This is a genomic window from Bacteriovorax sp. HI3, from assembly GCF_059738875.1.
On the sequence record NZ_AP026946.1, the window covers coordinates 2,302,054 to 2,326,510 of the forward strand.

Consider the following 24,457-nt stretch of genomic DNA (forward strand, 5'->3'; position numbering starts at 1 on the left):
ACACACACTTTTCCGAGAGAGACGAAAGAACTATGAACACAAACACCACAGAATCTACTGTCCAAACCCCGGTTTCAAGCGCCCCTCTAAACCCAGAACTTTTCGAGCTTCAACAAGAGTTTTACCGCAACCTTAGAACTCAGGGAAAAAGCCAAAACACACTTAAGAACTACAAAACAGACCTAGACTGCTTTAATTTTTACCTAAACACTGAGTACGCTTCAGTTGAAGTAAAGAACTTCGACCAAGCGCTAGTGACAAACTACGGAAAGTACCTGGAAAACAAGTACTCTTCTGACAACTCAAGAAGAAGAAGAGTTCAAGCTCTAAGAATCTTCTTTGATTTCCTTTTAAACAAATCACTGGTGTCTTCAAACCCAGTTAGAAAACTTCCAACTTCACCGAAGTTTTTAGATATCCCGAGACCAACTCCATTCATCGACGTAAAAACTCTTTGGACTTACCTAGTTGAAGAATCTCACTCTCAGGATAAAATCCAGGAGCTTCTTTCTAAAAGAAACCAGATTCTTTTCCTTCTTATCTTTGGAGCAGGGTTAAAAGTTTCTGATCTTTCAGAACTTAAAATGAGCGACATCACGATCTCTAACGGAGAGGCACGTGTTCTTATCCGTCACCCAAAAAGAGATGCTTATACAGTTGTTCTTCCAAAAATCTTTGAAAAAGTTTTTGCTGACTACCTAGCGATCCTTGATGAAATGAAAGCTAAGTCACAAATCACATTTGATAACCTTCTCTTCTACGCTAACCCATACAGAATCATTTCTGGTGGATTATCGCCAAGAGGGATTGAGATCATTTTCGAAGACTACAGAAATAAACTCATGATCACTCTGACTCCAAAATCACTTCGTCAGGCGTGTATCTTCAAGTGGATTCAACAAGAAAAGAGCGTAACACTTATTAAGGAATGGCTAGGACTTGCTCCTTCTTATGACCTTAAGCTTTACCTGGAGCACGCTCCGAATTTCCTATACAACGAGGAAATCCTGGAAGACATCTACTCTAACTACAGAAAACACTAAAATAAAAAGGGCCCGTTTTTCGGGCCCTTTTTTTTAATCGTCTAATACTTTTTCACCACTCGCTCTTCTAGGTCTTACTTCTTCCGGCCTATCGTACACCGGAAGCCCCACATCGTGATCCATATGCCAGCGGTCAAACATCAAATCATTCTTATCAATGCGGTAGAAATCTAATTCTTTGTCGATATTATCTAAGCGGAAGGCCAGCTCGCGCTGAAGCTTAATCTCATCATTTTTGCGCGAGAGTAAATCATCCAATGCTTTAATCTTCGCTTTTTCAAGTTCAGCAATCTGGCGGTCGTAATCAGCGGCCGTCTGCACTTTTCTTTCTTCAAAGTTCCAGATCCCATTGTTGATATCGTTGAGCTGAACCATGAAATCTTTTTTCTTATTAATTAAACTGGCGCGGTAAACAGAGGCTTCGCGCACGCGTTCTGCCAGCTTCTCAGAGTGCATAATCAGCGCAGTCCCGCGTCTGAAGTACTCTTCCTTGGGAAAACACGGGAATAGCTCTTTGGCATACATGACAAAGTAATCCGGCTCAATACTACGGACGTAGCCCTGACAGTAATCGCCTTCTTTGTTGTTTTGGATTTTAAACTCTACTAAATCCCCGGCGCGGAAAAATTTTACGTTCTTATTTTCGCTGGAGATCTTAACGATTGAAGCTGTGGCATCACGGTCAGTCACTCGCCCGGAAAACATCGTATAATCGGCCTTAACATCGTAAAAAGAATCGGCCCCAATTACCAGCGTCTCTTTTTTAATTTTGTTTTTAGGCTCATCTCTGACCGTCAGAGAATGAAGCGCCTTCGACTCAATAGCAAAGGATTCGTTAATTCCAAGGATTAAAAAACTAAGCAGTAATGACTTCATACATAAGATTATAACCTACTTTTTTTTCTACCCCAGTGGGAAAAAAGCTTTCCGAAAACACCCACCGAGCGTACTCTAATGGCATATTTTTTAAACCGGAGGATTTATGGAATTTTTTCTAGACACAGGAATTATTGCTGAAATTAAAGAAGCAGTTTCGTTGGGTATTATTGACGGAGTCACAACTAACCCATCTCTGATTGCTAAAACCGGACGCAAACAAGAAGACGTTATCCGCGAAATCTCTGAGATCGTTGACGGTCCAATCTCGGCGGAAGTTATAGCACTTGACCTGGATGGTATGATTAAAGAAGGTGAAGAACTGGCAAAGATTCACAAAAACGTGGTGATCAAGCTTCCTCTCACTGAAGCGGGAATCGCAGCTTGTGCTCACTTCACAAAAAAAGGCATCAAGACAAACGTCACACTTTGTTTTTCAATGAACCAGGCCCTGCTGGCAGCTAAGGCCGGAGCAACTTACATTTCTCCATTCATTGGACGCCTGGACGATATCGGACACAACGGAAACGACCTGATCGCTGAAATCCGCCAAATGTATGATAACTACGGATTCAAAACAAAGATCCTGGCGGCATCTATCCGCCACTCGGCACACGTCAGAGAAGTCGCCTTAATTGGGGCAGATGTAGGCACAATGCCTCTTTCTGTTATCAAGTCGCTCTATAAGCACCCCCTAACTACAAATGGTTTAGAGGCGTTTTTAGCAGACCACAAGAAGGCCAACACTAAGTAATCCCAAACTGGGGCAAAAATTAAGGTTTTTGCCCTAAGTTTCCCCCCTTATTGCCCGATAATAGAGCAATGAGGAACCTGCTTTTTCTCTCCTTATTCACTCTCTTGTTTGCTGCTTGTAAAAAGCAGACAACGACCTCTCAGTCTGCCCTGGGTAGCAGTGGATCAGCATGCCTTATCGGGAAATGGAGTGACTCTTCCCTTCCTCTGACTCTTAAAATGTCTTCTGATTTTTCCGGCGATATTACAGCGGGTATGATGGTCGGAGGGCTCAACCCTCTCGAGCAGATGGCGAAGGTGTGGAATGATGCTGTAGGTGGCTCTAAAACGCTTATTACAGTGCCTTTTCCAATTACCAATAACTCAGGCTACTCAACAACATCGGCCTTCAGAGACAGTGAAATCGGAATCTATAAATCCCCTCAATGGTTTTCAAACGTTCAGACAAACGTTATCGCTATCACTCAGTACTACGGCGTCGTCACTAGCAGCGCAGGCCTTGGCCAGTACGTGCAGCTGACTCACGCAGATATCATCGTTAACTACCGCGACTACGCTTCAGACCTGGTGATGGCAAATGCCATGTACCAAGTGGATATGGACCTTCCGACAGTTGTCCTGCACGAGATGGGGCACTTACTTGGTCTTTGTCATGAATCGACAAAACCTTCCATCATGGCACCCTACTATTCAACGACTCAAAGAACTGTTCAGAATTTTGATAGGACTCGCATTCAAGACATCTACATCAACAACTACATTAGCGGCCTGAGCGCTAATAGCACTAACGCCATCAGCGTCCCTGAAGGAACAGAAGTCAAAGGGATGATTGAGCTTCATAAAGACGGGACTTGCGCCCACTATGAGAATGGTAAAAAGGTCTATGAACACCACCTGGATCTTTCTCGCAAACCAGACATAACAATGTTCAAAAAGCACAAATAAAAAAGGCCCTCTTTCGAGGGCCTTTTTATTTTAAAACTGTATTTAAAAATTACTTTTTAAGTGCGTTTTTAATTGCTGTGAATCCAGCAAAGTCAGTAGCTGCGATTTCTGCAAGCATTTTTCTGTTAAGAGTAACATTGTTTGCTTTTAGAGATCCGATGAATTTTGAGTATGAAGTCTCAAGTGTACGAGCTGCTGCTGCAATTCTTACTACCCATAGCTTTCTCATATCTCTCTTAAGTAGTCTTCTTCCTACGTAAGCGTAGTTAAGAGCACGTTTAACAGTTTCAGCTGTGTGCTTATATTTTGTTCTACGGTCAAAGTGAAAACCTTTTGCAAGTTTTAGAACTTTGTTTCTTCTTCTTCTAGCTTTAAATCCTCTACGTACGCGTGCCATTTTCTACTCCTGTAACGATCTTTGGGGGAAGCTTCTTCTCTTAGGCCCAAAACATCTGTTTTATATTTTTATCTTCTAATTAGAATGCGTATGGAAGCATTCTTCTAACTTTTTCGTGCTCTGATTGGTGAACTAGAGCTGGTCCACCTGCTCTGTTCTTTCTTTTTTGGCTCTTAACTTCAAGCTTGTGTCTTAGACCACATCTGCTTCTTTTTACTTTACCTGTACCAGTTACGCTGTATCTTTTCGCAGCTGATTTTCTTGTCTTCATTTTTGGCATGAAATACTCCCAACATTCGCTATATCAACGATCAATTTATAAAATAATGCATTAAATGCTTTTTAAAGCAGGTATAAATATCAATAAATTCATACCTTGTAAAAGACTTTCTTAGTCCTTTTTAGCTTTTTGTTCCGAAGCAGCAGGTTTCTCATCCGCTTTCTTCACAGGTGGCTTCTTAGTCGAAGCTAAAATGGCGATAATTCTATTACCCATCATTTTTGGCTCAGACTCGATAACTGCACCCATTTCAACAATTTGGCCGATGATAGCTTTAAATTTCTCCATTCCTGCATCGCGATATGACATTTCACGACCGCGGAATTGCATAGAAATCTTAATTTTATCACCTTGGTCTAAGAACTTGCGGCAGTGATTTAGTTTTGTATCTAAGTCACCTTGCTCGATATTTGGACGTAGCTGAACTTCTTTTAACTGGATAACAATTTGCTTTTTCTTAGCTTCTTGAGCTTTCTTTTGAAGCTCGTACTTGTACTTACCGAAGTCGATAAGCTTAACAACCGGAGGTTGAGCTGTAGGGCTCACTTCAACAAGATCTAGGCCTGCTTCATCAGAAATTCTTCTTGCTTCGGCCATAGAAACAACACCGTATTGGTGACCGTCGTCCCCTAGTAAGCGGCATTCAGGAATCCTGATTTGCTCGTTAACTCTTGGACCTTGGTTTTTGTTTGATTGGCGATCGCGGTCGAATGATGGTCTCTGGAATGAACCTGGGCTCTGGTTGTCTTTAATAATTTACCTCTGGATATAGACCTTCTAGTTATTTAGAGTGTCCTTTATTTTAGTAATGCTACGAATGAATATAATCTTTTTGAATAAAAAAATGAAGCTCTAATTTAGGGCCATCCAAAACTATGTGGTAAGTGTCATTTATGGCCAGGTTACTTCCCTTGATGACTTGCTGGGCCTGAACTTTTAAGGCAGAAAAATCCACCTTGAAGGCTTCCTCCGGCGACTCCCAAACCAGAGTTGCCTGGGCCTCTACGTCAAAAGTCGGCAGGTCCGTCTTGGGAACACCTACGACTTCTAAAAGAAGCCTACCCTTTCCGGTTTTGGTGCTTATTTCTACGATGCTTTTTTTCCCGACCAATTGGTAAGTTGAGTCCGTCAGGATTCTTTTTTTAAGTGTCTGGTCTGCGTCCATCCACAGGCCGAGGTCGCAAAGCTCGCCGCTGGCGATAAAACGCCGCCTCTGCCAATTAATTTTTTTTAGCTTGATGGCGGCCATATTAATTTAAAAGATTGATAGAGAGTTGCGAGCTTAAATCCGATTCCACTTTTGTCAGGACTTCAACCAGTTTCTGGGAATCCGTGACTGCATAATAACCGCTGTTGCTTGCGACGATGCCAGTGTGAATGAAATACTGCAAACTCGATTTAGAAAGAGGAACAGAGTAACTTTCAGCGTATTTAATAATGCGCTTAAGTTTTCTTTCACTCTCGAAAACTTCTTTATACTTCTTTAAGAAAGTCTCCATTTTGAAGCCTTCTTTATACTCTTTAGAAAGTGCCGTGAGCGTCAGACCACAAACGTAGTAAGCTTCCATTAAGTAGTTACAAGCGCGCGAGAAAAGACTCACTTTCTGCAGGATCTGATAAAGCTCCTTATGAGAAAGCTCCATACACTCTTCCAGCGTCTTTACTTCTCTTCCGACAGCATCAGAAACGATATCAAGAGTTGATGTTAAAAACTCTTTTACCGTTGGAAGATAGAACTCATGCATTAGCTGCTTTCTTTGAGAGATAAAGAACTTCTTTAGGTCATCGACGTTGGTGATGTGCCCTGAAAACAGGTTAACCCATCCCATGTTTACAATCCACGGAACTAAGAAATGGTGAAGAACCGTGTTTTTGAAATAAAGAATCTCTTTTCTTGAATCGTCTTTAATCGAATAAAAAACGTGGTTTCCATTCGGGTTTCCGATCGCTTCAACTTTTTTATTTCCAATTAAGATATCAATTGATCTCTCCAGTGATTTTTCTAAATTATCCGGAGTGATTGAATCCGTGATCGGCACATTAAATTTCTGGCAGTAAGCGACGATGTGGCGGGCCTTAGAGAGAATTTCTTCCCACTTAAGCGCTCCTGTCGGCTCATCTAAAAGAATCATCGCCAGAAGTGACGTTGGAGTCACACGCATATTTTTCCCGACCTCTAAAAAGCATTCAAAAGCAAGCTTCTGAGTCTGGGTTTTCAGGTTGTCCATATCGACAGGTGGCATATCTACCGGATGACCGACATTGATGTGCACATTCCCGAACTGGTATGAAAAAAGCCTCACCAGACCAAAAACCTGGCCGGCACTTTCTTTTTTCTTTTTTCCACCTTCAAGCTCACGCACCAGGGACTTTTGCTCAGGAACGTATTCGTGAACAATCGACACCGGGATAAACTTTAGTGGCATCTTGTTTTTTTCCGGGATGGCATTATGAGCTTCAATCAGCATTTGATACAGACCGTATCTTGGCGGCAGAAGCTTTCCAGTGCGCGATCTTCCTCCTTCAAAGAAAAACTCAATTGGATTTCCCTTCACCAGCATGTAGTGAAGATAAGCTTCAAGAGTTAACTTATAAAGGATGTCGTTGGCGAATGTTCTTCTGATGAAAAAACATCCTGAACGACGAAACAAGGGCCCGATCGGGAAAATATTCAGGTTATTTCCACCCGCCACAAAAAGTGGCGACTGGTATTTTTTAAAATAGATATAGTTAATCGCCACGTAATCAGCATGCGACTGGTGGTTGGGAACTAAAACGATGTTATTTTTCAGCGACAGCTCTTTTAAGTTGTTGCCGTTATCGTTGAAGTTGATCCCATCATATAATTGCGACAAAGAGGCATCGAGAAATTTTTCAAAAGTTTTTAAGAATGGAAGCGAAAGCTCCGCTCTGATTTCTTTTAAGTTTTTGATCGCTTTTTCGCGCTCTTCTTCCTTATTGGCAATCCTGTCTTTAAGCTTGGGATAATTTAAAACAATTTCTTCCATCTCTTTGAAGTTATCAAAGAAACTAGGGATCCCACCAATGAGACCGCCAAGTTTGGCGAAGTTTCCAAGCTTAGAAAAATCCATTATCTCACTCCGTGAGGTTTTGATTCACTCATTCCCGATGCTGTCATCTGGATAAATAGCGCTGCTTCTGACATCGCTTTAATGTTATCGACACCAATGTAAGTCATTCCTGAACGAAGACCTCCCATCAGCTCGTTAATCACGTGAGACACTGGCCCTTTAGAAGGAATCATTGTCGATTCACCTTCTGCCGCCATCCCTTGAGGCATTTCTCCGCGCCAAGAAACTTGCGCTGCTTTTGAGGCCATTCCTCTATATTGTTTCATTCCACCTTTTAACTCACCTGGAGTTTCAAACGTTCCTGAAACAAGAGATCCAACCATAACTGAAGAAGCTCCGGCACAAAGTGCTTTTACAATGTCTCCAGAATTTTTTAATCCACCGTCGGCAATAACCGGGATTCCGTGTTTTTCAGCAACACTTACCGCTAGAGCGATGGCCGATAATTGAGGAACACCGTGACCAGTAATGATACGAGTTGTACACATTGACCCTGGACCGATCCCTACTTTTACCGCGTCAGCTCCGCGCTCAATCATTCTCTTTACACCATCAGCAGTCGCTACGTTACCTGCGATAACGTCGATTTTTGGGTGTTTCTTTTTTAAGTAATCAAGTGTCTCAAGCATCATAATAGAGTCGCCGTGAGCGATATCTAAAGTGATGATTTGAACGCCGGCATCCACCAGCATATCTGCTCTTTTAATTCCTTCTTCTTTAACCCCAATACTTGCAGCGATTGGCGTTTTAAGACCTTTTTCTTTTAAGTATTCCTGGATTTTTTTAACCATGGCCACTTGTTCAGTCTCATTCATGAAACGGTGAAGAGAGCCAATCCCTCCAAGACTTGCCATCGCACAGGCCATTTCTGTTTCAGTGATGGTGTCCATATTGGCCGTGATCACTGGCAGATCGATTTCATAATTTTTTGTAATTTTAGTTTTTAAAACTGGATGTTTTCTCGATGAAACTTCTGAGTAGCGAGGCACTAATAAAACATCATCAAATGTTAAACCGATTCCTCTATTTAAAATTTCTTTTGGACTAAACATTAGTTCCATGGATTCTCCTATGAGCGTTAAAGGGTCAAAAAAAAGAGTACATTAGAGAATAAAACCGACGGAACTTGTTGGCAAAACTTAATTTGTGGCCATGCGGGCAAAAACGATGGGAAGGATGATATAAAGGATGGTGTCACGCACTAAATAAAAAAGAAAGAAATATACGAAGGCCTTTGGTCCCTTTTCCCAGAGCTTTTCCAGCCCCAAATACTGAGCCTTTTTGCTCATGGCGATCATAAAGCGGCTTTTTCCGTAGTGCTTAATGAAAAAGGTGATTGATCCATCGACTTTTTTGTCGAAGGCCAAAAATGCGCCTTTTATTGGCGTATATAAAGTCTGAAAGATATTCATTAAAGGCACCTTATCACAGAAAAAATGATAAGAAAAAAAGATTAAAACCTACATTTTTATGACAATTTACAGGCTTTAGAGAGCTATAACTAGTTAAGACTATGATTACCAATTTAACTGTCATTAATTTAAAGGCAAATTCGCACGCGAGCCCATCAAAGGGAGACGTGTTCGTTTTAAAGACGTGCCAGCGTACCCTAGTTATGGGACTTGGTGAAGCACCTTTTTTACACCTTCGCGAAAACGCGCTTAGAGAAGATGTCATTACCGACATTTTTGAAGGTCAAGACGCCTACGTTTTTTTACTAGAAACAATCTGCGGTCTGCGCTCTGAAGTGGTTGCTGAGTACGAAGTTGTCGGCCAGTTTAAAGACGCTTACCAGGAATTCCTAAAATCTCCTGAAAGAAACAATCACGTCATGATGGTTCTGGAAAAACTTTTCCAGGACAATAAAAAAGTCAGAACTGACCATTTAACTGAGATTGGTCAGCTTACATACGCAGGAATCGCCAGAAAACTCATTCATACGGCCGTGAGCGACGGAGATGTACTGGTTTTAGGTTCGGGAACTCTTGCCGAAGACCTGATTAAACTTTTAAAGAAAAAGCACAACGTGTTTATCTCTGCCAGAAACGACGCGCGCGTAGCGGAACTTTCGTCGACTTATGGGCTAGAGAGCATCGCGTGGGGCGCAAAAGACATTTACGCTCGTTTCCCTTTTATCGTTAACACTATTGGAGCAGATGAAGTTCTTTTTGATGAACTCTTCTTCTTGCAATTTTTCGGTTACAAATATCACACTTCTCCCAGAGCACAAATGAAGCTCTTTATTGATCTTGGATCTCCCTCTGTGATAGAAACTAGTCTCACAGAAAAAGATGGAGTTCTTCGTCTGGAAGATATTTTCAGACAAAGCGCCAAGCTCAATATCGAAAAGATGGAAAAGGTAAATAAGGCGAGATCAACAATCGCTTCCCTTGCCGAAAAACGCGCAAGGCCTACTCTATCTAGCACACCATTTGATTGGGAGGAGTTACAGTTTGCCTACTCACTATAAGATCGGAACCAGAGGGTCACTTCTTGCCCTCACTCAATGTGGACAAGTCAAAGACGAACTAGAGCGCTTAACCGGCGATACTTTCGAATTAGTTGTCATTAAAACTCAAGGTGACATTCAAACCTCACAGCCGCTTTGGCAGATGAGTGGAAATAACTTCTTCACAAAAGAGCTTGATGAAGCACTTTTAAATGACCAGGTAGACCTGGTGGTTCACTCACATAAAGACCTGGGCTCTCTTCGTCCTGAAGGGATCACGCTGGCCGCTGTGACAAAAAGAAGTTTTGCTCACGATATTCTTCTTATTAAGAACGAAACAATTCCTACGATTAAAAATAGAGCTGAGTTAATTATCGGGACATCTTCGCCAAGAAGAATCGTCAATATTGAAAAGAAACTGGCCGACTATCTTCCAAAAGCAAAAAACGTCGTTGTAAAAACAAAGATGCTTCGTGGAAATATCAATACACGTATCCAAAAACTTCGCGATGGTGAATACGACGCTATCGTCTTAGCTCTTCCGGGAATTGAAAGACTGGCTCACACGCCTTCTTCAAATGAAGAACTAAAAAGACTTCTGGATGGAATCAACTTTATGATTCTTCCTCAGACAGTCTTCCCTTCTTCTGCTTCTCAAGGAGCACTGGCGATTGAGTGCAAACTCAACCGCGCTGATAACGGAGAGCTTTTAAAGAAGCTTGCGATGGTTCAGGATGCGCGCACGAAAGAAGAAGTTGTTCGCGAAAGAAAGGCCTTTAATGAATACGGCGGCGGATGCCACCTTGCGGTTGGAATCAACGTCAGAAAACTTCACAGCTCTAAAGGTGAATTTTTCCTTCATAGCCACCAAGGCCACTTAAATGGCGAAGACGTGGCGCTGTTTGAACTTGAAGGACGCTCACTTCCGGCCTTTGCGATTGCTCCAAAAGTTTTTGACGGGCATCCGGCAAATGATGAGCTCATTACGAAAAAAAATATCCCGGTTACATTAGACCAGGGACTGCATCTTTATATCACTAGCAAATACTGCTTTGATGCGATCGCTGGAAGTAACCCAAAATCACTTTGGGCCGCTGGAACAAAAACAATGAAAGACCTGGCCGCTCTTGGCTTCTGGGTTAATGGGACTGCTGATGGCATTGGCGATGATGAAGTCGAAAACCTGCGCTCATCTCGTGCGGCTGGAATCATGATCGACACCAAGGCCCAGCTGATTGTTTTATCTAATGATGAAGCAAAAAGCACACTGACGACGGCAGAAGTTGTGGCGTGCTACAAGCGCGAGATCAATAAAAACCTAAGCGCTGAGTTTAAAGCAGAGATTTTAAAAACAGAAGTCTTCTACTGGACAAGTTACTTCCAGTACCAGGCCTATATTTATCACTTCCCGGAAATCAAAGAGCGCATGCACGCGTGTGGGATCGGCAAAACGTACGATCTTTTCCGCGCAAATGGAATCGAAGTTCTTCCGATGGCCGGAATTGAAGAATTTAAATCATGGACGAGAGTCTAAAGGAATACATATGTCGAATATTCAATCTGATCTTTTTTCTAAATCAAAAACATTAGTGCCTGGTGGAGTTCACTCACCAGTAAGAAGCTTTAAGGGTCTTCATACAACACCTCGCTTTTTTAACAGAGCAGAAGGCGCTTATATCTACGACGTAGAAGATAAAAAATACGTCGACTTCTGTATGAGTTTTGGACCACTCATTCTTGGTCACAGACACCCAAAAGTTGAAAAGGCCCTGCACGAAGGTCTTGAACGCGGATGGAGTTATGGAGCTTGTGAGCCCTACTCTCTGGAGCTTGCTGAGTTTCTTCTAGGAAAACTTCCTCACGTTGAACAACTTCGTTTCGTTAACTCTGGAACAGAAGCTGTTATGACGGCCCTTCGCCTTGCTCGTGGAGTGACGGGAAGAAATAAAATTATTAAGTTTAACGGCTGCTACCACGGACACGTGGATTCAATGCTGATTAAAGCTGGTTCGGGATTAGCTGGAGAAGCTGAAGCTTCATCTGCAGGTGTTCCAGAAGGTGTTGCTCACGATACACTTATTCTTGAACTTGGTGACACTGAAGGATTAAAACAATGCTTCATCGATCACAAAGACCAAATTGCGGCAATCATTATTGAGCCTCTTCCGGCAAACAATGGTCTAATGGTTCAGCCAAAAGAATTCCTGCAATTTTTAAGAGACATTACAACTGCCAATAAAGCACTTCTCATTTTTGATGAAGTTATCTCTGGTTTCCGTGTTGCTTTCGGTGGAATGGCCGAAGTGACAGGAATTAAGCCAGACATCGTCACACTAGGAAAAATCATCGGTGGTGGTTTACCGGTTGGAGCGATTGGAGCTTCAAAATTTATTATGGAGCACCTGGCGCCGATTGGAAAAGTTTACCAAGCGGGAACTCTTTCGGCGAACCCTTTAGCAATGGTTGGTGGACTTTCAACTCTTAAAGAGATGACTCCTGAGTCTTACAAAAAAATTGAAGAACAAACAAAAAAGATCACGACTCTTTTAGCGAACTGGATGAAGACGTATAACAACGGTCAGTTCAATATGTTCCAGATCACAACCTACTCTTCTTTATTTTGGATTGTACCAAAAGAGAACGTAACAAAGATCGCTGACATCCCAGCCAACCTAACTGAAAATTTCAATAAACTTTTTGAAGTGTTATTAGACCGCGGGATTTACCTGGCGCCAAACGCTTACGAAGTGGGCTTTGTGAGTTTAGCTCACGACGATACAGTCGTGGCCGATATCGCCAAGAGACTGGATATTAAACTTTAATGAACATTAAAAACCCATTCTCCCATTCATCAAAACTCCTTTTTACCCTCTCATTACTGTGGGCCGGAGTTCTTTTGATGATTGGGGCATGGTGGGTTTATATCATGATCAACTTTGAGAGTTTTCTAGGCCACGCAGACAGACCGCGCATCACTAAGATGCTCGCCTGGGAAGGTGGAAGTTTCCTGGTACTCTTAATGCTTCTTTCAATCTCTCTTTTAGTTCTCTATTTAAAAGACCAAAGAAAGACAAAGTCCCTACAGGCCTTTTTTGCTAGCCTGACTCACGAGCTAAAAACTCCACTGGCAAGCATTCGTCTACAAGGTGAAGTGATTAACGAGATTTTAGAATCAAAAAATGACCCGACGTTAAACAAGCTTATCGGGCGCCTGATTGCTGATACGACAAAGCTTGAGACACAAATGGATAAGATCCTGCAGCTTTCGCGCATCGAGCGCGGAGGTGAATTAAATCTAACGAGCCTCTCTCTTTTACCTTTTATAAAAAAACTGGCAAAGGCCTGGGTACCTGAACATGAAGTAGAAATCATTGCTCCAGAGGGAAACATCAATATTGATGCTGATGAGTTTGCGCTGGAATTGATTATGAAAAATCTTCTGGAAAACACACGCATTCATACGACGAGTAAAAAAATTCAGATCGTCCTCTCACAGACAGAAGGCAAGGTTCACCTCGCCTATATTGACCACGGGGACTTTAAAGGTGACCTGGAAAAACTGGGGACGCTCTTTTATAAACACAATTCAACCAAGGGTTCTGGGATTGGGCTCTACCTGAGCCAGAAACTTTTAGATAAAATGCACGGCAGTCTCTCAATCACCAAGGCCAACCATGGGCTTAAGTTTGATTTGATCTTTAAAAAGAGTGAGGAGGCCCATGCTTAATATTCTTATTGTTGAAGATGAAGAAAACTTAGGGATCACCCTTTCTGAATACCTTAAAGGTTTAGGACACGGTTGCACATGGGCAAAAAATGCGAAAGAAGCCCGCGAGCTCTTTAAATCTGAGCATCCAAGTGTGATCCTGATGGATATCGGACTTCCAGACGGAAACGGACTAGATTTGGCCCGTGAGTTTAGAAAACTAAGAAAAGATTTTGTGCTTCTTTTCTTGTCGGCAATGAATGACCCTGAAACAAAAGTTGAAGGATTAGAAATCGGCGCTGACGATTACATAACAAAACCGTTTGCTTTAAAAGAGCTTATTTTAAGGTTAAACCGCATCCTTTCAAGCCAAAGCGAGATCAACAAGCTTCCGGAGGAAATCTCCCACGGCGGGCTTAAAATCTGGTTTAAGCGCTATGAAGTTCAGGATGCCCAAGGAAACGTGATCACCCTTTCACAAAAAGAGTGCGCGATCCTGGAGCTGCTCTACACCAAGAAGAACAATGCCGTTGACCGTGAAGAGATCATTGAAAAGATTTGGGGAGAAGACAAATTTCCTTCTAACCGCACTGTCGACAACTACATTGTAAAACTTCGCAAGTGGTGTGAGAGCGATCCAAAAAAAGCTCTCGAAATTCAAAGTATCAGAAGTATTGGATATAAATTAATTGTGAATTAAAGGAATGTGACATGGGATTATTTAACGACCGACTAAAAACAAACGATGGAAAGACTCAAGTGCCAGTGTGGTTTATGCGCCAGGCGGGTCGCTATCACTCTCACTATCAGAATATCAAAAAAGATTCTGACTTCATGACTATGTGTAAAAACCCGGTCATGGCCTGTGAAATCACCATGGGACCAATCCGCGATTTTAATTTCGATGCCGCGATTTTATTCTCGGATCTTCTCTTCCCTCTTGAGCAACTTGGACTGGGATTAACTTATGCCCCAGGGCCAATTTTAGAATTCAGACTTGAGACACCAGCTGATGTAAAAAAATGTAAACTGATTCAGGAATCAAGAGCGTATTATAACTTCCAAAAGGAAGCGACTAAACTTCTTCGCGCTGAACTTCCTCAGACGAAATCTCTTCTAGGATTTGTTGGTGCTCCATGGACACTTTACACTTACGCAGTTGAAGGATCACACTCTGGAAACCTAACGAGCTCAAAAAAAGGTTTCTACGATGGCAGATGGCAAGGTTTCTGTGAAATTCTTCTTCCTGAACTTCTGACAGAAATGTCGGTTCAAGCTGAAGGCGGAGCAGACGCCGTGTGCTTATTTGATACAGCAGTTGGTGAATTAACTTTTAATGACTTTAAAGAATTTGTTCTGCCAATGCTTAGAAAAGTAACAAGTGAATTTAAGAAACTTCACCCAACGAAAAAAGTGGTCTACTACTCAAAGCTCACTCATATGAACTACCTTCAGGAAATCCAGGACAAGAACATCGACGTTCTGGGAATTGACTGGAGAATGGATTTATCAGCTGCGCTTAAAGCGCTTGGAAACGATTACATGATCCAAGGAAACTTTGATCCAAGTTACCTGCACTATGACTGGCCGATTGTTGAAGCGAAACTAGAGCAATTCTGGGCGCCGTTAAAAGACCTGAAAAACCTGGATCGTTGGATTTGTGGTTTAGGGCATGGGGTTCTTCAGCAGACTCCGGAAAGTAATGTGAGAAAGACGGTTGAGTATATTCATAAAAATTTCGTCTATTAAGATTCTGTCAGGAGTGATTGCAAAGTCACTCCTCGCCTTTTTAAGTTTAAATAAATATTAAACGACTAAGCTATTGTATTTAATTCTTTTTCGAATATTGTGTACCATTTGTAATTGACAAGGTTTTTACCGCCTTAGATCATCTCTTCGAACATTTATTATTTACCTCATTTTTCAGGGAGTAATCGTCATGGAAAGACGATCAAGGACTACTTTTGTCTTAAGGCGTTGTCGTCTGTCTTTTTCTCATTATTACCGCTGGTCGATAGCGATTATTCTATTTGCAATACTAGCAACGGGGTTTGCCAAGTCATACCTAGTGAAAGCAAAACCATGTTCGGGGCAACGTGGAACAATTCATGAAAATGGTGGTGGATTCATTGCAGATACAGTCAGAATTATGACTGGCGATCCGTACATTGATGAAACATCAGAAGTTTGTGAGTACGTCACTCTTTATGGTTCCGATGTAAAAATCATCAACGGATCTAAAGTAAGAGGAAGGGCCCATATTGCAGACATCGTCGAAATCAATGAATCTATCGTTGAAGGTGGAGCTGTCATTGATTCAAGAGATGGCGAGTTGGGCATTATCATCAATAACCATTCGCGTATTTATGGAAATGCAAAAATCATTGAAGACATCACTGTTTCAGGATCGAATGTATTCGGTCAGGTCACAGTCAGAGGAAAAGCGAAAGTTACCTCTTCTCAAGTTTACGGACAGGCAAGAGTTATTGACGAAGCTTCTATCGAAAATGCCAAGATCCATGGGAAGGCCCAGATTTCTGGTTCGGCCATCGTTAAATCGACCAGCTCCCTGACTGAAATCTGTGACGAAGTTATTGTTGGTGGCACAAGTGTTATTGAAAACTCAACGAAACTTTGTAAGAGCGTTCCAAGCGCTCCATCTTTAAGCCTTCTTCCAAAAACAAAAACCTTTACAGACGTTCCGGTTGGTGGCGTATCAGATGAAGTATTCTTCACCATCAAAAATGATGGTGCTGTTGATGCAACTAACTGTTCAGCTCTTCAGTTCAGTGGCGATATCAATGAATTTCAGGTCACTCAAAACACATGTACAAATTCAACTCTTATTGCTGAGGGTGGCTCGTGTTTAGTTAAACTAAGAGCAAAACCTCTGTCTTTAGGAACCAAAAAACTGACGATCGCCAGATCGTGCAGTACTGGCGGTAGTGTTTCAACTGAAACAAATGGTGTAAAAGTTGAAGCTGTTGCTTCAAGACAAATGTCTCTTTCTCCATTGAGTGCTGAGCTTCCAGCGACTGCTTTAGGTGTAACAAATCTTATTTCACAAAAATTTACTTTCCAAAACACTGGAACGCTTCCCATTCTTGGTTGTGAGCCTGTTGTGCTTGAAGGTGAAGATGCAGATGAATTCACGATTGTTAAAAACACTTGTGGAACAAACGATCTTCCTCCTTTAGCTGGATCGAATTCAATCTATGAATTCGACAATCCGGCCCTTTTCACTATTTCTGACAGCTCAAAAATTGAATTTGCTAACGGAGTGGCCCGTTTGAAAAAATCGGCCATTACTTCTGATTCTGTTTTTTATGCATCTTACAACAATTCAATCAATGGAGATCAAGGAAACGGAAATCTAACTGCGACACAGGTTGGAGGCGCAAGCGTAAGTAATGGTGCTCTTAATCTTAATGCCAGCGATCTACGTTATGTGGACTACGAAGCTTTAGGAAAAGGTGACTTCCATAAAGTATCAACTTTTCGCTTCCGTTACATTCCAAACTATCAAGGGTCTCCGGCAACTTCTCAGGCGATTTTCACTGTCTTTGAAAATGCTAACTCAAACTTAAATCGCATTCAGCTTCATCATTCAAATACTGGGTTGGTCTCTCTTCTTGCCTACGACCTGGCAGGTGCGACGGCCGCAAGTTATAACTTTGGATCATACAATGCTGTCCAAGGTGAAGAGGTTGAGCTGGAACTCAATATGGATTTCCAAAATGGAGAGACAAGACTCTTTATTAACGGGATTCAACTTGGAAGCACTCTTACAACTCAAATTAACCGAATCGGAACAAATATTACTAAAATCCGCATCGGAAGCACTCGCAATGCTGCCTACACTGCAAACTTCTCAGTTGGTCAGTTCGCTATTTTCAGTACCGTTCAGCATACAAGTAACTATCAGATTCAAAATGAATGGCTAAGATACCCTACGGATCATCCATACATTGAAACATTAGCGGCCATTCCTTATACATCTGCACTTAAAAATTTCGAGGCCATTACAAGAGGTGGCTCTGGAGATCAAGTTCGCTTTGTTATCTCTAATGACAATGGTCTAAACTGGAAATACTGGGATGGTTCTAACTGGTCAAATAGCAATGGCTCATTCCTGCAATCAACGACCGCGAGCCTAGTTAACAATAAGCTTCTTCTTTTAGGAACAAATGGAAATTTAAAGTTCAGGGCCATTTTTCACTCGGCCAATGGTTCAACAACGCCTGTTCTTGATGAGGTTTCTTTTGGCAACCTAATCGGTGCATGTGAAGTTCGTTTAGCCGCTGCCCCTACTTCTGGCGGGCAAAAACGCACAACCCTTTCAAGAAAATGCGAAACGATTGGAGAAGTTAAAACTCTTTCTCAAGCAGTCACATACTCAGCGATTTCTCCTCTTCTAAATGTCATTCCTTTTAATCATCAATATGGAAGTGTAAACATTGGAAGCCCTGCTGGAAATAAAACATTCACCTTCCGCAATGACACTCCAGTGACAGTTCAATACTGTTCAGCCCCTGCAATCTTAGGAGCAAACCCTGAAGACTTCCAGATTACATCTGATTCGTGCGGTTCAAGCCCTCTCCTTCCAGGAAACTCGTGTCAGGTTGTCGTTTCGGCTTCACCACAAGATATTGGGACCCGTTCAGCAACGCTAACAAGAAACTGCTCTCAAGGCGGATTGGCCTCAACTGACATCAATGGATTAAGTGTTTTCGGTCTGGATGCAAATCCTCTTCTTGCCGTTAACCCAGAAGTTGTCTCATTTGGAGATATCCTAATGAATACAACAAGCACTTCAACAGTAGTGACTTTCAATAACATTGGTGGTGGAAACGCAACTTCATGTCAGGTTCCAACAATTACTGGACCAAACGCTTCAGAGTTCTCTATTATTTCTGATTCATGTGCTGGAATGGATCTGCCAACAGGAATTGGCCAATGTACGGTTGTCGTTCGCACTCATCCAACAGGGATTGATCATAGAACAGCGAGCTTAAATCTGACATGTGCTTCAACTCCAACAGTCTCAGCAGTTCTTGAAGTCAATTCAGTTGTTCCTGGACCGACTCCAAATCTTTTACTAAGCCCATTGGCCTTTGATTTTGGACAAGTTCCAAATGGTGGGACATCTTCATCTCATACTTTTACTATTGATAACCTGGGTTCAGGAGCAGCAACGAACTGTTCGAAACCATACCTGACAGGTGCTGATTATTCTCACTTTCAGATTATCAACGACCAGTGTGCTGAAAATAACCTGGCCTCAGGTGCAAGCTGTAACATTGAAATTGCAGCGACACCAACCAAAGTTGGATTAATTAAAAGTACGCTAAACCGCACTTGTATTGTTGGTGGAACAGTTAGAACTTTAACCAACGCTATCACGGCACAAAGTCTTCTTGTTGAACCAGTCCTGGCCATTTCTCCAACGACTCATAACTTTGGAACAGTCGCTGTTGGTAGTCAGTCTTCTCAAACTTTTACTCTTTCTAACTCAGGTTTAGGAAACGCAACTCAATGTAGCGCACCTGTTATCCAAGGAAATACGGCCGACTTCATTCTTCTTAATGACACTTGTTCAACAAATAATCTTCCTTCAATGGGAACATGTTCAGTTGAACTTAAATTTGTTCCAGCAACAAGTGGAAATAAAAACCTGACTTTAAAACGCAACTGTGTAAACGGTGGAGAACTAAGTGCTTCTGTAAGTGCTCAAGCAATTGCTCCTCTGTTGGCGATGACACCAACAACGCACAACTTTGGAAACACTCAGGTTGGAGCGACTTCAACATCGGCCACATTTACTATCACAAACTCTGGGAATGGAGATGCTATTGGATGTACATCTCCGGTTATCACTGGAGCTGACACTGCTCACTTTGCTTTAAGTAATGTGACATGTTCTGGTGGAACTGTTCCTGCAAATGGAGGAACATGCTCTATTGACGTTAGCTTCAGTCCTCTTTATCGATTACCTAAAAATGCTCAACTGCAATTTAGCTGTAGCTCTGGTGGCCTGTTAACTTCTGCTCTTTCTGGAAATGGAGTGGCCCCTGTCCTGGCCATCGCTCCAGTGTCTCACAACTTTGGAAACGTTCCAGTTGGGCAATCTTCTGCTCCTCAGGCCTTCACCATGACAAACTCTGGTGACATTAGTGCCACAGGGTGTAGTGCGCCGGTCATTACAGGTGCAGACAGCAGCAACTTCTCTCTAAGCCTTGTTAACTGTCCAGCTGGTTCAATCGGGGCCGGTGGCAATTGTAGTGTAGAGGTGACATTCTCGCCTTTAACGTCAAATGGTAAAAATGCAACGCTAGAAAGAACGTGTACTAATGGTGGAACACTAAGTGCATCGCTGACAGGAACAGGAAATAGTCCACTTCTGGCCATCTCTCCTTCAAATTCAAATTTCGGAAGCGTTAATGTTGGACAGACATCTGCAGCTCAGACATTAACGATTACGAACTCCGGGAACCAAAATGCTTCAGGATGTTCAGTGCCTTCAATTACGGGAGCTGACGCTGCTCAATTCAGCGTTCACTCAACGACATGCTCGACTGGCTCAATTGAAACAGGAAGCTCATGTGCTGTAGATGTAAAGTTCTCGCCAACATCGAGATCAATAAAAGAAGCAAATATTCAATTAACATGTACGACTGGTGGAAATGTTACTGCGTCACTAAACGGTAAAGGAATTGGAGCTGAACTTGCGATCTCTCCTTCATCTCACAATTTCGGCAACATTCTCGTTGGTCAGACATCGAGTGCTCAAACATTCACCGTCACGAACAATGGTGATGGAAATGCGATCGGATGTACCGCCCCTATTTTAACAGGAACTAACAGCAACAACTTTGCAGTCAGCAACATCAATTGTTCAGACAGTGCCCTTACTCCTGGTGGTACGTGTGACATCGAAGTCAGCTTCTCACCTCTTTCAACACTGGCAAAAAATGCGACTCTTCAGTTTGCTTGCTCGTCTGGCGGAACAATGACTGCCAACGTTTCAGGAACAGGGACTGGTCCAGTTCTTTCAACAACTCCTACCCCAATTAACTTTGGAGCTATTGAAAATGGCGGTCTTTCTGAAGCCCTAACAGTGACTCTGTCAAATACAGGAACTGGTTCAGCTTCTGGGTGTAGCGCCTTTACACTTGAAGGAACAAACGCTGCTGAATTCCAAATCGTTAACGGATCTGAGACATGTGGAAATTCTCTTCCTGTTGGAGATACCTGTACGATTGACCTAAAAGCAAACCCTGTTTCACTCGGAAACAAAACAGCAAGCTTGAAAAAAGTTTGTTCGATTGGAGGTACATTAAGTACAACAATCTCTGCTGTCTCAACTCAATCAGTGCTTTCAGTTCAGCCATTAAGTTACAACTTTGGTGAAATCTTCCTTGGTGCTTACTCTAACTACCAGGATTTTGTAATTGAAAATAACGGGACAGTATCAGCTTCTGGATGTCAGCCTTTATCGATCTCAGGTTTCAACTTTTCTGAGTTTGAAATTGAGAATCCAAATGCTTGTGGAAGCCGCTTAAACCCAGGGCAAAGCTGTATCGCAAAAGTCAGGGCCCATCCAGCGGCCCTAGGACTGATTAGTGCTTCATTAAATCTTCAGTGTAACAGTACAACTCTCTCAAGCACTCTCGCGGCCACAGGGACAACAATCACTGCTCAAATGGCAATCTTCCCTACTGCAAATGAATTCGGAAGTGTTGTGATGGGAACAGGAAGTGCGAGCAGAACTTTCACTATCGTCAACTCGACTGAAGGTAGAGCGACAAGCTGTGACTCTGCAGTTCTTGAAGGGCCAGATGCCTCTCACTTTACAATTGAAAGCAGTACATGTGTTGCCTCAATGGGAAGAAAATCTAATTGTCAGGTCACAATTGTTTCATCTCCATCAACTCTAGGAGCAAAAAAAGCAAGATTAAAAAGAGTATGTGCAATCGGAGGAACAGCAAAAGCAGAACTTTCTGCAACATCAATTACAGGGTCTCCTGCTATTGCCTTTGCCCGCACAACTATCGACTTTGGTGAAATCCCTGAAAGTCAACCTTCTCAGGAACTATATGCCACTCTTTCAAATCAAACAGAGGGAAAGGCCTTTAATTGTTCTGCTGCCACATTAAGTGGAACTCATGCTGCTCAATTCGCGATTACAGAAGACAGTTGTGGAACATCACCTCTAGCTTCAAAAGGTTATTGTGTTATCAAACTTAGAGCAAATCCATCATCTGCAGGTGCAAAAGAGGCCACTCTTACACGTACATGTGGCGTGGGTGGTGTCGCGACAGCTACATTATCAGCAACAGCGACGGCAACTCCAGGTCTAATCATTGCCAACGTTAAATCAATTAACTTTGGAAAAGTTCCAAGTAAAAACTCATCAAAAGTTGAAATTGTCACATTCGCCAACCAAGGAAAGAAAGCTCTTTTAAACTGTTCACACCCTAAGGTGACAGGTGAATATGCAGATCAGTTCTCGATTGCTGAGAGCACATGCTCTTCTGAGTTCTCTTCTTCATGCTCGGTAAAAGTTTTTGCCTCTCCAAGCTCTCCAGGAATGAAATCGGCACGACTAAGCTTTGCATGTGGAAGTACAAGCATGGTTAATGTGCCACTAATCACTGAAGCGACAGCATCAAATACAGCACAAGTCCTTGCAGATAAATCAAGTTTCGACTTCGGAAATGCCAATGTCGCTCAGGCGACGAAGGCCCAGTTAATCACTTGGACAAACCAAGGACCTGGCCCAGTTAGTGGATGCAGTCCTCTTGCAATCACTGGAACAAACGCAAATGAATTTAAGATTGAATCTATGAATTGCTCAGCCTCTTTAAAAGGAGCGAAGGATTCATGTTCAGCCTATATCTCTGCTATTCCTGTGACTCCTGGTACAAAAAATGCTCAAGTTGGTTTCACGTGTACTGTAGGTGGAACAAGCTCAGTTGCTCTTAAAGCTTCAGCTGTAAACGCTCAAAGCTCTCTGGCCATGACTGAAAAAGAATTCGATTTTGGTTTTACCGGAGTCAATCAGGCAAGTAAACCGCACGAATTTATTCTCCTGAATAAAGGCGCCGGACTTGCCAGCTCTTGTAGCGCTCCTGCTCTAACGGGTGTGCATGCGTCTCAATTTAAAATCCTTGAAGACAATTGTAGTGACAGCCTCGCTTCGCAAAGAGTTTGTCGAATTACGGTAGTGGCAACACCAACAAGTGTAGGATTGAAAAAAGCCGAACTCAGTCGTCACTGTGCGATTGGAGGAAAAGCAACAGCAGGCCTAAATGCTGCTGGAAAAATGCTTGATCCAAACCTTAAGTTTGAAACAGATAGAGTTGAGTTTACAAATGTAACTCTAGGTCAAGCTTCAGAAGAAAAAGTCATCGAACTTGACAACCTAGGAGCTGGTCCAGCACTTAACTGTCAGAATCCGGTGATCACTGGTCCAAACGCCAGCGAATTCTCCATTGCAAGTCATAGCTGTACAAGTGCAACTATGAATGCCGGAACTTCTTGCCAGGTTACACTGGAGTCAATCCCTTCTTCATTAGGTAAAAAAGCTGCGACAATCAGCAGAACTTGTACGACTGGTGGAACAGCAAATGCAACTTTAAGCGCAACGGCGATTGCCGGAAAGTCAGCAATTGTTGCTTCAACAACAAGTTTCAACTTTTTACAAGTTCCAATTGGACAATCATCTGCAGTCGCTTTCTTTAAGATCACTAACAATTCAAGCAGTAAGGTTCGTAACTGTGCTCCTTCTCTGGCAGGAACAAATCCAAATGCTTTCCGTCTTCAGGCCAGCCCATACAATGGATGTACGGCTACACTTGACCCAGGAAAAAGTTGTAACCAAGCGGCTGAGTTTAGAGCTTCAGCAATTGGCCTGAGAACAGGTATTCTAAAATACACTTGTACTGTTGGTGGAGAAGTTCAAATTGCCATCGAAGGTCAAGGTATTGCGGCAACTCAGGCACTAGCGCTTACACCAACTGGAATCAATTTCACGAACGTTGCTGTAGGAACTCAATCAAGAGACAAAGTTCTTACAATGAAGAATACGTCCCCAGGTGCATTCCGCGCTTGTGCTGAACCAGCTATCACAGGACCAAATGCTTCTGAATTTAATCTAAGTTACCAAGGACTAGCAAAAGCTTGTACAGGACTCAGCTTAATTCAACCGGGCGAGTATTGTCAGGTCATCGTAGCGGCTGCTCCTGCTGGCTCTGTAGGTGATAAAAACGCAAGTTTAAACTTTAGCTGTCAAGTTGGGGGATCAGTTTCAGCACCTCTTTATGCGCGCGGAGTGCTCCCAGGTCCACCTCAATTATTTGTGCAACCTTCCCTACTTGCTTTTGATTCACTTCAAAAATCTCAGCTTTCACTGACGATTAAAAATGAAGGTGAAGAAGATGCAGAAAAATGTGAACTTCCTGAAATCATCGGAGAAAGTAAAAAAGCCTTTAAGATCGTTTCGACATCTTGTAATGAAGACACTCACCTTTCAGGTGAATCATGTAAGGTTACCATTGCTCCAAGTGCTCCAGTTGCCACAATCGGAAGCCATTCTGTTCTAATCAGAAGAAGCTGTCAGATTGGCGGAGATGTCATGGCCATTGCTCGTACAAACTCAAGCAAGACTGGTCCAGGAGTTGATTACAAACCAATCAAACTTCTAAAAGGTAACGCTCAAAACTGTGTGCTCTTTGACAACGGACAGGTTGAATGCCTGGATACAGGATTAAAATTCAATCTTTCACAAAACAGAACCCCGTCTTCAACAGAATTTGCAAAAGACTTCTACCGCAAAGACAAGAAGACATGTGTAAAAACAATTAAAAACCAAGAAATGTGCTGGGAAAATCTATGAAAAATAAAACATATCAATT

Annotated in this window: 18 protein-coding genes; 10 read left to right on the top strand and 8 right to left on the bottom strand. The window is 42.4% G+C overall.

Features of this window, described 5'->3' with window-relative positions; translation table 11 throughout:
- The first annotated feature begins 32 nt into the window (after nucleotides 1-32).
- Nucleotides 33-1,043: a tyrosine-type recombinase/integrase gene (locus AC6JA8_RS11340; protein WP_102243936.1), complete on the top strand. Its 1,011-nt coding sequence runs from the start codon at nucleotides 33-35 to the stop codon at nucleotides 1,041-1,043.
- Between the two features lie 33 nt (nucleotides 1,044-1,076).
- On the opposite strand, the gene AC6JA8_RS11345 is transcribed toward AC6JA8_RS11340, so the two are convergent.
- The gene (locus AC6JA8_RS11345; protein ID WP_497973889.1) at nucleotides 1,077-1,919 is read right to left on the bottom strand and encodes a hypothetical protein; all 843 of its coding nucleotides are present in this window, start codon (nucleotides 1,917-1,919) and stop codon (nucleotides 1,077-1,079) included.
- A 106-nt stretch (nucleotides 1,920-2,025) separates the two neighbouring features.
- Here AC6JA8_RS11345 and fsa point away from each other — a divergent pair, with 106 nt between their 5' ends.
- Together fsa and AC6JA8_RS11355 are read left to right on the top strand one after the other, a co-directional pair.
- Nucleotides 2,026-2,673 (top strand): fructose-6-phosphate aldolase, encoded by a 648-nt coding sequence (gene fsa, locus AC6JA8_RS11350; RefSeq protein ID WP_102243938.1) that lies wholly within the window; start codon nucleotides 2,026-2,028, stop codon nucleotides 2,671-2,673.
- A 68-nt stretch (nucleotides 2,674-2,741) separates the two neighbouring features.
- Complete coding sequence (locus AC6JA8_RS11355) at nucleotides 2,742-3,617, top strand: matrixin family metalloprotease (protein WP_497973890.1); 876 nt, start codon at nucleotides 2,742-2,744, stop codon at nucleotides 3,615-3,617.
- Between the two features lie 49 nt (nucleotides 3,618-3,666).
- Here AC6JA8_RS11355 and rplT read toward each other — a convergent pair whose 3' ends face one another.
- The 7 genes from rplT to AC6JA8_RS11390 all read right to left on the bottom strand — a co-directional run bounded on the left by rplT (nucleotide 3,667) and on the right by AC6JA8_RS11390 (nucleotide 8,798).
- Nucleotides 3,667-4,014 (bottom strand): 50S ribosomal protein L20, encoded by a 348-nt coding sequence (rplT, locus tag AC6JA8_RS11360; RefSeq protein ID WP_102243940.1) that lies wholly within the window; start codon nucleotides 4,012-4,014, stop codon nucleotides 3,667-3,669.
- A gap of 79 nt (nucleotides 4,015-4,093) precedes the next feature.
- Nucleotides 4,094-4,294 carry a 50S ribosomal protein L35 gene (rpmI, locus tag AC6JA8_RS11365; RefSeq protein ID WP_102243941.1) on the bottom strand — a complete coding sequence of 67 codons (201 nt, stop codon included), beginning with the start codon at nucleotides 4,292-4,294 and terminating at the stop codon, nucleotides 4,094-4,096.
- Between the two features lie 111 nt (nucleotides 4,295-4,405).
- Nucleotides 4,406-5,050 (bottom strand): translation initiation factor IF-3, encoded by a 645-nt coding sequence (gene infC / locus AC6JA8_RS11370; RefSeq protein ID WP_497976885.1) that lies wholly within the window; start codon nucleotides 5,048-5,050, stop codon nucleotides 4,406-4,408.
- 55 nt (nucleotides 5,051-5,105) lie between these two features.
- Complete coding sequence (locus tag AC6JA8_RS11375) at nucleotides 5,106-5,543, bottom strand: hypothetical protein (RefSeq protein ID WP_497973891.1); 438 nt, start codon at nucleotides 5,541-5,543, stop codon at nucleotides 5,106-5,108.
- Between the two features lies 1 nt (nucleotide 5,544).
- The gene (locus AC6JA8_RS11380) at nucleotides 5,545-7,386 is read right to left on the bottom strand and encodes a 1-acyl-sn-glycerol-3-phosphate acyltransferase (RefSeq protein ID WP_497973892.1); all 1,842 of its coding nucleotides are present in this window, start codon (nucleotides 7,384-7,386) and stop codon (nucleotides 5,545-5,547) included.
- Nucleotides 7,386-8,447 (bottom strand): guanosine monophosphate reductase, encoded by a 1,062-nt coding sequence (locus AC6JA8_RS11385; RefSeq protein WP_497973893.1) that lies wholly within the window; start codon nucleotides 8,445-8,447, stop codon nucleotides 7,386-7,388. The genes AC6JA8_RS11380 and AC6JA8_RS11385 overlap by 1 nt, the downstream gene beginning before the upstream one ends.
- A 78-nt stretch (nucleotides 8,448-8,525) precedes the next feature.
- Complete coding sequence (locus AC6JA8_RS11390) at nucleotides 8,526-8,798, bottom strand: hypothetical protein (protein WP_102243945.1); 273 nt, start codon at nucleotides 8,796-8,798, stop codon at nucleotides 8,526-8,528.
- A gap of 101 nt (nucleotides 8,799-8,899) precedes the next feature.
- Between AC6JA8_RS11390 and AC6JA8_RS11395 the strand changes: the two genes are divergently transcribed.
- The 7 genes from AC6JA8_RS11395 (at nucleotide 8,900) to AC6JA8_RS11425 (ending at nucleotide 24,438) form a co-directional block, all read left to right on the top strand.
- Nucleotides 8,900-9,856: a Rossmann-fold NAD(P)-binding domain-containing protein gene (locus tag AC6JA8_RS11395; protein WP_497973894.1), complete on the top strand. Its 957-nt coding sequence runs from the start codon at nucleotides 8,900-8,902 to the stop codon at nucleotides 9,854-9,856.
- The gene (gene hemC, locus AC6JA8_RS11400) at nucleotides 9,840-11,369 is read left to right on the top strand and encodes a hydroxymethylbilane synthase (protein WP_497973895.1); all 1,530 of its coding nucleotides are present in this window, start codon (nucleotides 9,840-9,842) and stop codon (nucleotides 11,367-11,369) included. Before AC6JA8_RS11395 ends, hemC begins: the two co-directional genes overlap by 17 nt.
- Before the next feature lie 10 nt (nucleotides 11,370-11,379).
- Complete coding sequence (gene hemL, locus AC6JA8_RS11405) at nucleotides 11,380-12,657, top strand: glutamate-1-semialdehyde 2,1-aminomutase (RefSeq protein ID WP_497973896.1); 1,278 nt, start codon at nucleotides 11,380-11,382, stop codon at nucleotides 12,655-12,657.
- Entirely contained in the window at nucleotides 12,657-13,562 is a 906-nt protein-coding gene (locus AC6JA8_RS11410; protein ID WP_497973897.1) for a sensor histidine kinase, read from the top strand. The genes hemL and AC6JA8_RS11410 overlap by 1 nt, the downstream gene beginning before the upstream one ends.
- The gene (locus AC6JA8_RS11415; protein ID WP_497973898.1) at nucleotides 13,555-14,241 is read left to right on the top strand and encodes a response regulator transcription factor; all 687 of its coding nucleotides are present in this window, start codon (nucleotides 13,555-13,557) and stop codon (nucleotides 14,239-14,241) included. Before AC6JA8_RS11410 ends, AC6JA8_RS11415 begins: the two co-directional genes overlap by 8 nt.
- Before the next feature lie 11 nt (nucleotides 14,242-14,252).
- The gene (locus AC6JA8_RS11420; RefSeq protein ID WP_497973899.1) at nucleotides 14,253-15,290 is read left to right on the top strand and encodes a uroporphyrinogen decarboxylase family protein; all 1,038 of its coding nucleotides are present in this window, start codon (nucleotides 14,253-14,255) and stop codon (nucleotides 15,288-15,290) included.
- Nucleotides 15,291-15,480: 190 nt separating this feature from the next.
- On the top strand, nucleotides 15,481-24,438 hold the full coding sequence (locus tag AC6JA8_RS11425) for a choice-of-anchor D domain-containing protein (RefSeq protein ID WP_497973900.1): 8,958 nt from the start codon (nucleotides 15,481-15,483) through the stop codon (nucleotides 24,436-24,438).
- Nucleotides 24,439-24,457: the final 19 nt, after the last annotated feature.

What these genes read in the sequence shown, in the direction of transcription:
- AC6JA8_RS11390 (WP_102243945.1), bottom strand. Translation starts at nt 8,798, where the DNA reads ATGAATATCTTTCAGACTTTATATACGCCAATAAAAGGCGCATTTTTG.
- AC6JA8_RS11415 (WP_497973898.1), top strand. Translation starts at nt 13,555, where the DNA reads ATGCTTAATATTCTTATTGTTGAAGATGAAGAAAACTTAGGGATCACC.
- AC6JA8_RS11385 (WP_497973893.1), bottom strand. Translation starts at nt 8,447, where the DNA reads ATGGAACTAATGTTTAGTCCAAAAGAAATTTTAAATAGAGGAATCGGT.
- rpmI (WP_102243941.1), bottom strand. Translation starts at nt 4,294, where the DNA reads ATGCCAAAAATGAAGACAAGAAAATCAGCTGCGAAAAGATACAGCGTA.
- AC6JA8_RS11395 (WP_497973894.1), top strand. Translation starts at nt 8,900, where the DNA reads ATGATTACCAATTTAACTGTCATTAATTTAAAGGCAAATTCGCACGCG.
- hemL (WP_497973896.1), top strand. Translation starts at nt 11,380, where the DNA reads ATGTCGAATATTCAATCTGATCTTTTTTCTAAATCAAAAACATTAGTG.
- AC6JA8_RS11425 (WP_497973900.1), top strand. Translation starts at nt 15,481, where the DNA reads ATGGAAAGACGATCAAGGACTACTTTTGTCTTAAGGCGTTGTCGTCTG.
- AC6JA8_RS11345 (WP_497973889.1), bottom strand. Translation starts at nt 1,919, where the DNA reads ATGAAGTCATTACTGCTTAGTTTTTTAATCCTTGGAATTAACGAATCC.
- AC6JA8_RS11375 (WP_497973891.1), bottom strand. Translation starts at nt 5,543, where the DNA reads ATGGCCGCCATCAAGCTAAAAAAAATTAATTGGCAGAGGCGGCGTTTT.
- AC6JA8_RS11355 (WP_497973890.1), top strand. Translation starts at nt 2,742, where the DNA reads ATGAGGAACCTGCTTTTTCTCTCCTTATTCACTCTCTTGTTTGCTGCT.
- AC6JA8_RS11380 (WP_497973892.1), bottom strand. Translation starts at nt 7,386, where the DNA reads ATGGATTTTTCTAAGCTTGGAAACTTCGCCAAACTTGGCGGTCTCATT.
- AC6JA8_RS11420 (WP_497973899.1), top strand. Translation starts at nt 14,253, where the DNA reads ATGGGATTATTTAACGACCGACTAAAAACAAACGATGGAAAGACTCAA.
- rplT (WP_102243940.1), bottom strand. Translation starts at nt 4,014, where the DNA reads ATGGCACGCGTACGTAGAGGATTTAAAGCTAGAAGAAGAAGAAACAAA.
- fsa (WP_102243938.1), top strand. Translation starts at nt 2,026, where the DNA reads ATGGAATTTTTTCTAGACACAGGAATTATTGCTGAAATTAAAGAAGCA.
- AC6JA8_RS11410 (WP_497973897.1), top strand. Translation starts at nt 12,657, where the DNA reads ATGAACATTAAAAACCCATTCTCCCATTCATCAAAACTCCTTTTTACC.
- AC6JA8_RS11340 (WP_102243936.1), top strand. Translation starts at nt 33, where the DNA reads ATGAACACAAACACCACAGAATCTACTGTCCAAACCCCGGTTTCAAGC.